Here is an 11,173-nt window from a genome sequence, read left to right as displayed (position 1 = left end):
CTCCCGTGGTCGACGGCCGTCCCGCCCGGACCCCTCCGGACCCGGCGGGGCCCGCACTCCGGCGCGGCATCAGGGCGACGGGTGCGCGACCACCCGCGCGACAGGCACCACCCCGTGACGCCGTTCGGGCCGTGCTACCGGGTGCCCGTGGTCCGAGCACGCGTCGAGAGCCACTGGAGGCCGTTGTGTCCCGACCGTGCATCGCCCTGATCGCCGACCCCACCTCGCCCGAAGGCTGCCGGGAGTACCTCGCCGAGGCGGTCGAACTGCTCACCGGCGCACCGCCCGTCCGCGTCGACTCCCGGCACTTCGCGGCCGGCGGCAGCGGGCGCGGCATCCGCGACGGAGGCCGGTTACGGCTCCAAGTGCCCGAGGAGCACCTGGACCTCGTACCCGACATCGTCGTGCTGTACGAGATCCCGCCGCACCGCCGCCGGGCCCTCGTCGGCTTCCAGGAACTCCTGCGTGTCCACGGCGTGGTGACCCTCGGCACCGGACCCGACGCCTGGCGGACGGCCACCGAGAAGAACCTCACCGTCGAACGCTTCCACCGGGACGGCATCGCCCAGATGGAGACCGTCGTCCTGTCCCGCCCAACCGCCGCCGAGGCCGCCGAGGCCTTCGAGCGCCTCGGCGGCGACACCTGGGCCCGGCCCGTCGTCGGCACCGGCGGCAACGACACCTTCCACGTCACCACCCCGGGCGAACTGCACGACGCCGTCACCTACTACGCCAGGCACGGCAGCGACTGGATGCTCTCCCGCGACGCCGGCAACATCACGGCCGACGGCCGGCGCCACCAGTTCCGGGTCTTCGTCCTCGGCGGCCGGGTCGTGCACGCCCGCGAACACCTCCAGCCCGCTCTCGACACCCCCTGCAACACGTGCCAGGGCGCCACCCCGGTCCCCATCGCCCCGGCCGACCTGCCGCCCCGCCTCGCCAAGCTGTCCGTCGCCGCCACCGCGTCGGTCGGCCTGCCCTTCGCCGGCGTGGACCTGGCCGAGGAGAACGGCGGGGTGGTCTTCGAGGTCAACGTCCAGCCCGCGTTCGTCGACGGCGAACTGCACACGGTGGCCGTGCCGTACGTCCAGGCGCACCTCGACGCCCACGCGGCGGCGGAGCGCACCCGCCGGACGCCGCAGCTGCCCGAGACGGTCACGTCGAGGCGCCGGGGGTTCACAGCCTCAGCGTGAACCAGGTCGTCTTGCCCTCGTCGGTCGGCCGCACACCCCAGCTGTCGGCGAGGGTACGGACCAGCAGCAGACCCCGGCCGGACTCCTCGTCCCGCGCCGCCGGACGCGGCAGGGGCACCTGCGGACTGCGGTCGCCGACCTCGACCGTGAGGTCGGTGGCCGTGCGGCGCAGATGCAGCGCGATCGGGCCCCCGGCGTGCCGGACGGCGTTGGTCAGCGTCTCCGACAGCAGCAGGAGGGCGTCGTCGGCGCGCTCCTCGCAGTGCCACGAGGCCAGTGCCCCGCGCAGGAAGGCCCGCCCCCGCGGCACGGAGTCGGGGACGGCGGGCAATTCGGTGGTGACGGCCGCGAGCGGTGCGGCCGGGAGCCGGGACAGCAGCAGGGTGACGTCGTCGTTGTGGCTCTCGGGGTCGGGCAGCAGGCCCGCCAGTACCTGGTCCGCGGCGGTCTCCAGGGAGGGGGCGCCGGCGAACAACTTCTCCAGCAGCAGGGTGAGTTCACCGATGCGCAGCTCGATGTCGCTGCCCGGCGTCTCGATCAGGCCGTCCGTGTACAGGATCAGGGTGGCTCCGGGCGGTATCTCCGAGCTGGACTGCTCGTACAGCACGTCGCCCACGCCGAGCGGCGCGTTCACCGGCGCGTCGAGCGGACGCACGCCGTCGCCCGCCCCGGCCACCAGCACCGGCAGGTGGCCCGCCGAGCAGACGGTGACCGTGCCCGCGTCGGGGGCGATCACCAGGTAGCAGCAGGTGACGAGCTGGTCGGGCACGTCCAGGTCGGCGACGCAACTGTCCAGCGCCCGCATCAGCTGCCGGGGCTGCATACCGGTCTTGGCGAGCGCGTGCGCCGCCGAGCGCAACTGGCCCATCACCGCGGCGGCCTCCAGCCCCCGGCCCATCACGTCGCCTATCAGCACGCCCACCCGGTCGGCGCCCAGCGGCACCAGGTCGAACCAGTCGCCACCCACCCCGGCGCCCTGGGTCGCGGGCCGGTACCGGCTGGCGGTGTCCAGGCCGGGCAGCGCGGGCGGGGTGCCCATCAGACTGCGCTGGAGGGTCAGCGCGATGTGCCGCTGCTGCTCGTACAGGGCGGTGAGCTCGGCCTCCGCGCGTTTGCGGTCGCTGATGTCCCGCACGATCGCGCACGCCCCCACCACCGCGCCCCGGGTGTCCCGGGTGGGCCACAGGGTGACGTCCACATCCAGCAGCGCCCCGGCGCGGGTGACCCTCAGCGTCTCGAAGTGTTCGACCTTGCGGCCCCGCCGCAGCCGCTTCAACAGCGCCCTGACCTCCCCCCGCAGCTCCGGCGGTGCCAGCAGCGAGACGTGCCGGCCGATGGCCTCCTCGGCGGTGTAGCCGTACAGGCGCTGCGCGGCCGCGTTCCAGTAGGTGACGTACCCGTCGAGGGTGTGGGCGAGGATCGCGTCCTGGGAGGACTCCACGAGCGCGGCCAGCTCGTTGATCCGGGCCTCGGCCGCCTTGCGGTCGCTGACGTCACGCACGGCCGCCGAGACCAACAGGCCGTCCGCGGTCTCCAGCGGGCTCAGACTGATCTCGACGGGGAACTCGGTGCCGTCCTTGCGCAGACCGTGCAGTTCGAGGCCGGCGCCCATGGGACGCACCTGGCGGTTGGCCGTGTACCCGCCCCGGTGCGCGGTGTGCTGGTCGCGGAAGCGGTGCGGGATCAGCAGCTCGACCGGGCGGCCGAGCAGTTCCTCCCGGCCGTAGCCGAACAGCGCCTCCGTCTGGGCGTTGACCAGCCTGACGGAGCCGGTGTCGTCGACGATGACCATCGCGTCCGGCGCCGCCTCCAGCAGGCCCCGGAACCGCTCCTCGGCCCCGCCCGTGTACACGGGGCCCCGGCGGTCGTACCGTCGCCGTTCCCGCGGTTCCGCCTGCACCAACTCGGCCATGTCCCACCTCACCTTGCGTGACGCTTCAGGTCATCACAGCGCCTTCACACCGCCTCCGCTTCGGGATGTCGCTTACTGACCGTTCACGCCCGAACCTGGCCGTCGTCGTCCCGTACGGGCCGCTGCCCGGGCGGGCCCTACCGCTGTCGTGCGCGGGAGCCCGCACGGGCCGGGAGCCCGCACGGGCCGGGAGCCCGCACGGGCCGGGAGCCCGCACGGGCCGGGAACCCGCACGGCCCTCGCCGTACCCTGGACGCCGTGGACGCGAACGACAGCCCCGCCGCCGCGGCCGTCCGGCTCGCCGAAGGCGCCGCGCTGGGCCGGCGCCCGCTGTCGGGGGCCCTCACGGAGGTGGACCTCGACGGCGGGTCGACGGTCGTGGTCAAGCGCGCCGCCGGCCCCGGCGCGGCACGGGCGGAGGCCGCCGGACTGCGCTGGCTGGCCGACACCGGCACGGTGCGGGTGCCGGCCGTCCGCGGTCACGACGAGCACTGGCTGGTGATCGAGCGGGTGGCGACGGGGCGGCCCGGGCCCGAGGCCGCCCTGCGCCTCGGCCGCGACCTCGCCGCCCTGCACGGCGCCGGCGCGCCCGCGTTCGGCTCGCCGCCGCCCGACGGCCCCGAGGACGCCTTCATCGGCCTCGCCCCGATGCGCAACGTCACCGGCGACGACTGGCCCCGCTGGTACGTCGAGCACCGGGTGCTTCCGTACCTGCGGACGGCGGTCGACGACGGCGTGGTGCGCCCCCGCGAGGCCGCCGTCGTGGAGCGGGTCTGCGAGCGCCTGCCCGAGCTGGCCGGCCCCGCCGAGCCGCCCGCGCGGCTGCACGGCGACCTGTGGAACGGCAACGTCCTGTGGGGCGCGGACGGACACGCCTGGCTGATCGACCCGGCCGCGCACGGCGGGCACCGCGAGACCGACCTCGCGATGCTCCACCTGTTCGGCTGCCCCCACCTGGAGCGCATCGTGGAGGGCTACCGGCGGACGGCGCCGCTCGCGGACGGCTGGGAGGACCGGATCGGCCTGCACCAGCTCTTCCCGCTCCTCGTGCACGCGGTGCTCTTCGGCCGGACGTACGCCGAGCAGGCGCTGGCGGTGGCGGAGCGCGCCGCACGCGGGACGGCGTGGACCTGACGGACGAGTCCTGGGCCCGCCCCCCGACCGACAGGGACGGGCCGGCCCGGCACGCCGACGGTGGCGACTACATGCGGTCGCCCTTCGGCTTGCCCCGCTGGTCCGGAGTGCCGTGCGGCGGCGGGCTGGCGGGCTGCGCCGACGTCGCGGGGGACACCGGCGAACCGCTGTGCCCGGCGGACTGCTCGGGACGCAGGGCCCCGGGATCACCGGAGGTCGGCTCGGCGCCCGCCTCCAACTGCTCGAGCCGGGACGTCAGCAGCTCCGTGACCGGTAGCCGGTCGGCGTGCGTGCGCTCGTAGGCGAGCAGTTCCTCCACCTCCGCGGCGGTGAGCGACCGTACGCGGCTCTCCAGGCCGCCGATGGGCAGATGGTCGTAGTCGGGCAGGGGCAGGGTGCTGCGGCCGTGGTCGGCCATGGATCTCACTTCCGTTCGCTCGATCGCCCGGTGCGGTCGTGCGGTGCGTTCTCGTCCGCGGGGCGGCGCGCCCCCTCCGGCTCAGTGGGCGCCCAGACCGCCCCCGCCGAACGAGCCGCTGCTGCCCGGACTCCAGCGTCGCCGCTCCTTGGACGAACTCGTCCGGGTCTGCATGTTGGTCAGTTCGTACGGGGTGAGGGGACGGCCGCCCTTGGGGACCTGGGGCACCTCGTCGGGTTCCCGGTTCTCCCGGACCTCGTGCACGGGCCCCTCCGGCGGCAACTGCGGCTGCTCGTCGGGACGCGGCCGGGGCGGCTCGCTTCGTTTGACACGCGCGCCCAGCCAGAAGCTGCCGGCCAGCATCGCCACGAGAACGACACCCACCAGGAACATCCCCAGGCTGAGCAGGCCGCTCGCGGCGGCCAGCTGCTGAGTTGCGGTACCCATATCAGGCGAATACCCCCCAAACCGCCTGAGAACCGTACGGCGACACCCGTCGCTCTGCGCGCCCGGAGCCTCACCGAGGGCGCCCGGATCTCCCGCCCGGCCCGGGCAGCAGGGCCCTCGGTGACGTGTTTGACGCGGACGCCGGCGGCTACTCGCGCCCTGTGACTTCGACGACATCCCAACAGGAACTCTTCCGGTTCCTGGAGGACCGCTTCGCCTGCGCACAGGCGTGCACCGAGTGCGCCCGGGCCTGTGCGCTGCGCGCGAGCCTCGTGGATCCGGACGGAACCGAACAGCAGGAACTGGTACGCCGCAAGGGCATCATGTGCGCGGAGGTCTGCGACGCGACCTGCCGCGTCCTGTCCGAGGACAACCGGCTGGACGAGGACGGCATCCGTGTCCAGCTCGAGTGGTGCCGCACCGTCTGCCTGGAGTGCGCGCACGCCTTCGACAAGCAGCCGGGCGCCGAGGAGAGCGCGGCGGCCTGCCGGGCCTGCGCCCAGGCCTGCACCGACTTCATGGCCACGCTCGGCTGAGCCGGAGCTCTGGACGGCGCGGGACGGCCGTGCTCGGTCGCGGCGGTGGGGCGGCCGTCTCGGCCGGGACGCGCAGGGTGGTCGCGCCGGCCGGGACGGTGCACGACAGCCGCGCCGGCTGAGGTGACACGGGAGAGCCGCCGCCGGGCAGGGACGGTGCATGACGCCCGCTCCGGCTGAGGTGACGAGGGAGGGCCGCCAGGCACGGACGGTGCCGGCCGCGCTCGGCCGGGACGGCGCAAGCGCACTCGCACTCGGCCGGGACGGCGAGCGCACCTGCCTCCGCCATTCCCAATTTCTGGAACACGTTCTACGGTGTGCGCCGTCAGGAGACCGGCCTTGGGAAGCCAGGAGGCGCCGTGCACCTCGACCACACCCCCGAGCAGCTGCGGCTGCGCAACGAACTGCGCGCGTACTTCGCCGCGTTGGTGCCGGACAACGCCTACGCCCGGCACGCCGACCCCGTCGCCGCCAAACGCTTCTACCGGGCGACCATCCGCCGGCTCGGCGCGGACGGCTGGCTGGGCGTGGGCTGGCCCGAGGAGTACGGCGGCCGCGGGCTGACCCCGATCGAGCAGTTCGTGTTCTTCGACGAGGCCGCCCAGGCCGGCGTCCCCCTGCCGCTGATGGCGCTCAACACCGTCGGTCCGACGATCATGCGCTACGGCACGGACGAGCAGAAGGCCTTCTTCCTGCCGCGGATCCTCTCCGGCGAGATCGACTTCGCCATCGGCTACAGCGAACCCGACGCGGGCACCGATCTCGCCGCCCTGAAGACCCGCTCGGTGCGCGACGGCGACCACTACGTCGTCAACGGCCAGAAGATCTGGACGACGAACGGCGACACCGCCGACTGGGTCTGGCTCGCGGTCCGCACCGACCCGGACGCCCCACCGCACCGGGGCATCAGCATGCTGCTGGTACCGACCACCGACCCCGGCTACTCCTGCACGGTCATCCGCACCCTCGCCTCCCACGACACCACCGCCAGCTACTACGAGAACGTCCGCGTCCCCGTCTCCCACCGCGTCGGCGCCGAGAACGAGGGGTGGCGGCTGATCACCAACCAGCTCAACCACGAGCGCGTCACCCTCGCCGCCCACGGCACCATGGCGATCCGCGCGCTGCACGACGTCCAGCGCTGGGCGACCGGGACGAAGCTCGCCGACGGCCGCCGGGTGATCGACCTGCCCTGGGTGCGCCGCCGGCTCGCGCAGACACACGTGCGGCTCGACGCCCTGAAACTGCTCAACTGGCAGATGGTCGGCGCCCTGCAGAACGGCACCCTCACCCCCCAGGACGCCTCCGCCGTCAAGGTCTACGGCTCCGAGGCGCGCCGCGAGGCCTACGCCTGGCTGATGGAGGTCGTCGCGGCGCCGGGCGCGCTCCAGGAGGGCTCCGCCGGGCAGGTCCTGCACGGCGAACTCGAACGCGGCTACCGCTCCGCCGTGATCTTCACCTTCGGCGGCGGCAACAACGAGATCCAGCGGGAGATCATCTCCTGGATCGGCCTGGGGATGCCGCGGGTCCGGCGATAGCCCGCCGTGTGACCGACATCTCCATGCGCCCCGAGCCCCGCGGGAAGCGCCGCCGGTGCTACGGCTCGCGTCTGCACCCCGGGGCGGTGAGCAGGAGGTACGGGCTCGAGCCGGCCGACTCCGCCGGCGCCTGCCGCGCGCGCCGGCACGGCGATCGACGCCGTCGGCCGGTGCGGCGCGCCGCGGCCTCGCCGAGTTCCCGGCCGCGCTCAGGTCGAAGGGTCCGGGGCAGCGCCGGCCTCGTACGCGCCCCGCTGGGCGGGAGGCAGCCGTCCGTCGGCACCCTCACGGTCCCGGGCCGTCCGGCCCCGCAGGGGCAGCCGCACGTACGTCACGCGGGCTCGCGCCGAGTTCACGGCGGCAGGCCTTGTTGAAGGTCTGGAGATCGGCGATGCCCACGGCAGCGGCGATGGCGGTGATGGACAGGGTGGAGGACAACAGGAGGTGGCGGGCGCGTTGCAGGCGTCGGTGCCGGATGTACGACACGACCGTGAGGCCGGTCTCGGCGCGGAACACGCGGGTCAGATGTGTGTGGGAGATTCCGACGGCGCGAGCGATGTCCGGCACGGACAGCGGGCCGGCCAGGTGTTCCTCGACGTAGGCCTGGGCGGCTGCCACGAAGGGGTGGCGGCGCCCGGCTCCCTCGCCCCTCGGCAACTCGGCGATGCGCCACAGAGCGGTCCAGACCTCGGCCGTGGCTCGCGGGGGAGAAGTCGGCATGGCCGTCACCGCATGACGGAGCAGGTCGGCCAGGCGGGTGCTCTCGGCCGCGGCGTCCTGCATCACCGGCACCACCCGCGCGGTTCCGCCGTCGTGCAGCCGCAGATGGACGTAGAAGTGCTCCGACCTGCCCCGGTAGTGGAAGCGCACCTCCGTGTTCGGCGGCACCAGGCTGACGTGGCCGGGGCGTATGGGGTGGACCGTCTGCCCGAGGGACAGAGCACCGTCGTAGTGGTAGAGGTGCAGCTGCCACAGGTCGGGCAGTCGGAAGACGTCGTGGGCGGTGGAGACGCCGTGTACCCCGATGCCGGCGGCGACCACGGTGGGCGCCTCGTCGAGCCGCAGTGTCGCGTGTTTCACGAGGATGGAAAACTACCAGCACTGGACGATTTCAGCCCACGACCGATCCGGACGGGGCACGTACGTTCGTCGCATGTCAACCAGCAAGCAACTCCTGACATCGGTTCAGGTGGCGCGCTTCGTCGCGCAGGGGTTCCTGCGCCTGGACGGGGTGGTGCCGCAGGAGATCAACGAACGGGCCGTCGCGGCCCTGGCCGAGGGCCTGCCGGACGTGGCCTACGGCACTCCGCTGGACGGGGCGTTCGCGCAGGACACCTTCGTCCACGAGCTGCTCGCCCTGCCGGTCGTCGCAGGTGCTGTCGAGAGCCTGGTCGGCCCCGAGCCGACCGTCGACCACCATGCCGTTCATGTGCGCGAGCCGCACGAGGGACAGGCGCAGCCGCTCCACGGTGACGCGATCATCGACGTGCGGCCGGACGCGTTCGACATTCAGCTCATGTACTACCCGCACGAGGTGACCGCCGAGATGGGCGGCACCCTCAGCGTGCCGGGCAGCCATCTGCGCAGGATCAACGAGACGGACGTCGGCCGCGTCCAGAACCTCAGGGGGCAGACCCGTCTCACCTGCCCGGCCGGCACCGTCGTTCTCGTGCACCACGGCATCTGGCACAGTGGCCGCCGCAACGACACCGCGCACCGTCGCTTCATGTACAAGATCCGCCTCAACCCGACCGTGCCGCAGGTGCGTCTGTGGGACGTCTCCGACCTGCACGACCCGGCGGTGACCGCGGAACTCAATACGTACTTCCCCTGGTACGAGTGGGCCACGGGCCGACTGGAGATCTACAACCGGGTCCTGCTGTGGCGGGCCCTGACCGGTGACGACTCGTTCGATGTCGAGTACTGGGTCACGCGCGTCAGCAACCGGCCGACCCTGAGGAGTCACGCATGAGGCAGCAGGTTCTTGTCCTCTATCTCGCGACGTCGGCGCTGGACTCCGACGTCGTCGGCTGGTCCCGGTACGACGGGACCGGCCGGACCCGTCCGACGACCGGTGACGGTGACGAGCCGCCCTACCCCACAGGGCTTGCCGCGCTGCACGACGGGTGGCGCCTGTTCCAGGCCTCCCAACTGCTGCCGCCCCAGTCCGGTCACGAGTACGACGTCTCCTTCCTCAAGCACGAGTTCTTCTTCGAGAAGGTGGCGGACGGCTCCCTCCCCTGACCCGGCGCCGGAACTGCTGCCGGTGACCTGCGACGGCAGTGCCGGTCGACGGACCGGATCCCGACGCGGCCGGGCTCCGCCCCGGGGGTGCCCCGAGGGAATCGCGCTGACGCACTCAGTGAAGGAGACACCGATGAAGGGCATGCAGATGACATTCGAGGTTCGGTGGCGGAGGCACGGGAGGCGCACGGGGGTGCTCGCCGCGGTGACCGCCTTGATGGCGGCGCTTGTGAGTGCCTTGGGTACCGTCGGGACGGCGCAGGCGGCCACCGTGGATCCGAGCGCGTCGTACGTGCTGGTCAACCGTGGCAGCGGCAAGGTGCTCGACGTGGCGGGCGCGAGCACCGCCGACGGGGCGGTCCTGTCGCAGTGGAGCCGCCACGACGGGGCCAACCAGCGGTTCCAGTTCGTCGATTCGGGTGGTGGCCACTACCGGTTGAGGGCGCTGCACTCCGGCAAGGTGCTGGATGTCCTCAACTACTCCACCGCCGACCACGCGGGCATCGTGCAGTGGAGCGACGCCAATGGCACCAACCAGCAGTTCCGGCTGGCCGACTCTTCGGACGGTTACGTCCGGCTGATCAACCGCAACAGCGGCAAGGCCGTCGAGGTGCAGAACGCCTCCACCGCGGACGGCGCCAAGGTCGTGCAGTTCACCGACCGGGGCGGGGCCAACCAGCAGTGGCAACTGGTCCGCACGACGGGAGTGGCGGCGCAGGCGCACATCGCGGGACGGGTCAAGGACGCCGGGAACACGGTGCAGTTCAGCTGGCCCGGCGTGTACTTCGAGGGCCGCGTCAGCGGCACCGGTGTGGGCATCGTGCTCAACGATTCGGCCGCCGACTACGACGTCCGGATCGACGGATCCACCGTCGCCACGCTCGTCACGCCCGGCAACACCACGCACTGGATCAACGGCCTGTCCAACAGCACGCACACCGTCCGTCTCGTCAAGCGCAACGACACCCCATGGGACACCAGCACGTTCGGAGGCTTCGTCGCCGCGCCCGGAGGTGCCGTACTGAGCAAGCCGGCCGCCCGCAACCGACAGATCGAGTTCATCGGCGACTCCCTCACGGTGGGCTACGGCAACCTCTCGACCTCCCGCACCTGCACCGGGGACCAGGTCAAGCGGACCACCAACGCCGACGTGAGCTACGGCGCCCTCACCGCCCGGCAACTGAACGCCGACTACCAGATCAACGGCTACTCGGGCCTGGGCATGGTCCGCAACTACAACGGAGGATCCCCGGACGTCACCTACCGGACCTTCTACGACCGTGCCCTGCTGAACGTGCCCGGCGACGTCTGGCAGAACCCGGGCACCTGGCGCCCCCAGGTCGTGGTGGTCAACCTCGGCACCAACGACTTCTCGACCGCCATCAACCCCGGTGAGCCGTGGACGTCCGACAGCCTCGCGGCCGGCTACCGCACCGCCTACGGCGACTTCATCCAGAAGCTGCGGTCGCGCTACGGGGCCGACACGACCATCGTGGCGGTCGGCGCCGGCCGGTACGCCGGCCACGTCCAGCAGGTGGTCAAGGCGCGCAACGACGCCGGCGACAGCCGGGTCCGCTACTGGTTCCTCGACGACTCGGGCCTGGACTTCCTCGGCTGCGACTGGCACTACTCGGCCCACGACGACCGACTCATCGCCGACCGGCTCACCTCGTTCGTCGCCGGTCTGCCGACGGGCTGGTGACGGCACCGACCGAGAGCGTCACGGGGTCCGACCAGGGACATCCGACTCC

At 72.7% G+C, this 11,173-nt stretch carries 11 protein-coding genes; 7 read left to right on the top strand and 4 right to left on the bottom strand.

Annotation, left to right across the window (positions count from 1 at the left end; translation table 11 throughout):
* The first annotated feature begins 185 nt into the window (after window positions 1-185).
* Window positions 186-1,193, top strand: a complete 1,008-nt coding sequence (locus ACZ4YY_RS18120; RefSeq protein ID WP_468290615.1) for an ATP-grasp domain-containing protein — start codon at window positions 186-188, stop codon at window positions 1,191-1,193.
* On the opposite strand, the gene ACZ4YY_RS18115 is transcribed toward ACZ4YY_RS18120, so the two are convergent.
* The gene (locus ACZ4YY_RS18115) at window positions 1,177-3,105 is read right to left on the bottom strand and encodes a PAS domain S-box protein (RefSeq protein WP_468290612.1); all 1,929 of its coding nucleotides are present in this window, start codon (window positions 3,103-3,105) and stop codon (window positions 1,177-1,179) included. The two genes, ACZ4YY_RS18120 and ACZ4YY_RS18115, sit on opposite strands and share 17 nt — an antisense overlap.
* A 258-nt stretch (window positions 3,106-3,363) precedes the next feature.
* Here ACZ4YY_RS18115 and ACZ4YY_RS18110 point away from each other — a divergent pair, with 258 nt between their 5' ends.
* On the top strand, window positions 3,364-4,239 hold the full coding sequence (locus ACZ4YY_RS18110) for a fructosamine kinase family protein (RefSeq protein ID WP_468290609.1): 876 nt from the start codon (window positions 3,364-3,366) through the stop codon (window positions 4,237-4,239).
* Window positions 4,240-4,306: 67 nt separating this feature from the next.
* Here the strand turns inward: ACZ4YY_RS18110 and ACZ4YY_RS18105 are convergent, their stop codons facing one another.
* A complete protein-coding gene (locus tag ACZ4YY_RS18105; protein WP_468290606.1) occupies window positions 4,307-4,657 on the bottom strand; it encodes a DUF8129 domain-containing protein in 351 nt (116 codons plus the stop codon).
* Window positions 4,658-4,738: 81 nt separating this feature from the next.
* On the bottom strand, window positions 4,739-5,104 hold the full coding sequence (locus ACZ4YY_RS18100; protein ID WP_468290603.1) for a DUF6479 family protein: 366 nt from the start codon (window positions 5,102-5,104) through the stop codon (window positions 4,739-4,741).
* Window positions 5,105-5,265: 161 nt separating this feature from the next.
* On the opposite strand from ACZ4YY_RS18100, the gene ACZ4YY_RS18095 reads away from it, so the two are divergent.
* Together ACZ4YY_RS18095 and ACZ4YY_RS18090 are read left to right on the top strand one after the other, a co-directional pair.
* Window positions 5,266-5,640 carry a four-helix bundle copper-binding protein gene (locus ACZ4YY_RS18095; protein ID WP_468290600.1) on the top strand — a complete coding sequence of 125 codons (375 nt, stop codon included), beginning with the start codon at window positions 5,266-5,268 and terminating at the stop codon, window positions 5,638-5,640.
* 359 nt (window positions 5,641-5,999) lie between these two features.
* Window positions 6,000-7,178: an acyl-CoA dehydrogenase family protein gene (locus ACZ4YY_RS18090; RefSeq protein WP_468290598.1), complete on the top strand. Its 1,179-nt coding sequence runs from the start codon at window positions 6,000-6,002 to the stop codon at window positions 7,176-7,178.
* A 285-nt stretch (window positions 7,179-7,463) separates the two neighbouring features.
* On the opposite strand, the gene ACZ4YY_RS18085 is transcribed toward ACZ4YY_RS18090, so the two are convergent.
* Window positions 7,464-8,258, bottom strand: coding sequence for an AraC family transcriptional regulator (locus ACZ4YY_RS18085; protein ID WP_468290595.1), 795 nt, complete (start codon window positions 8,256-8,258; stop codon window positions 7,464-7,466).
* Window positions 8,259-8,331: 73 nt separating this feature from the next.
* Here ACZ4YY_RS18085 and ACZ4YY_RS18080 point away from each other — a divergent pair, with 73 nt between their 5' ends.
* From ACZ4YY_RS18080 to ACZ4YY_RS18070, 3 genes are all read left to right on the top strand, one after another.
* Window positions 8,332-9,150 carry a phytanoyl-CoA dioxygenase family protein gene (locus ACZ4YY_RS18080; RefSeq protein ID WP_468290592.1) on the top strand — a complete coding sequence of 273 codons (819 nt, stop codon included), beginning with the start codon at window positions 8,332-8,334 and terminating at the stop codon, window positions 9,148-9,150.
* On the top strand, window positions 9,147-9,422 hold the full coding sequence (locus ACZ4YY_RS18075; RefSeq protein WP_468290589.1) for a hypothetical protein: 276 nt from the start codon (window positions 9,147-9,149) through the stop codon (window positions 9,420-9,422). Before ACZ4YY_RS18080 ends, ACZ4YY_RS18075 begins: the two co-directional genes overlap by 4 nt.
* A 217-nt stretch (window positions 9,423-9,639) precedes the next feature.
* Entirely contained in the window at window positions 9,640-11,124 is a 1,485-nt protein-coding gene (locus tag ACZ4YY_RS18070) for an RICIN domain-containing protein (RefSeq protein ID WP_468290587.1), read from the top strand.
* Window positions 11,125-11,173 lie beyond the last annotated feature (49 nt).

It is taken from the genome of Streptomyces sp. NPDC030143 (assembly GCF_055573695.1).
The sequence above is the reverse complement of the archived record's forward strand: the minus strand, read 5'-3'. Positions and strand labels throughout refer to the sequence as shown.

Coding starts and splice junctions, on each gene's coding strand:
- ACZ4YY_RS18115 (WP_468290612.1), bottom strand. CDS start 3,105: ATGGCCGAGTTGGTGCAGGCGGAACCGCGGGAACGGCGACGGTACGAC.
- ACZ4YY_RS18105 (WP_468290606.1), bottom strand. CDS start 4,657: ATGGCCGACCACGGCCGCAGCACCCTGCCCCTGCCCGACTACGACCAT.
- ACZ4YY_RS18100 (WP_468290603.1), bottom strand. CDS start 5,104: ATGGGTACCGCAACTCAGCAGCTGGCCGCCGCGAGCGGCCTGCTCAGC.
- ACZ4YY_RS18080 (WP_468290592.1), top strand. CDS start 8,332: ATGTCAACCAGCAAGCAACTCCTGACATCGGTTCAGGTGGCGCGCTTC.
- ACZ4YY_RS18075 (WP_468290589.1), top strand. CDS start 9,147: ATGAGGCAGCAGGTTCTTGTCCTCTATCTCGCGACGTCGGCGCTGGAC.
- ACZ4YY_RS18070 (WP_468290587.1), top strand. CDS start 9,640: ATGGCGGCGCTTGTGAGTGCCTTGGGTACCGTCGGGACGGCGCAGGCG.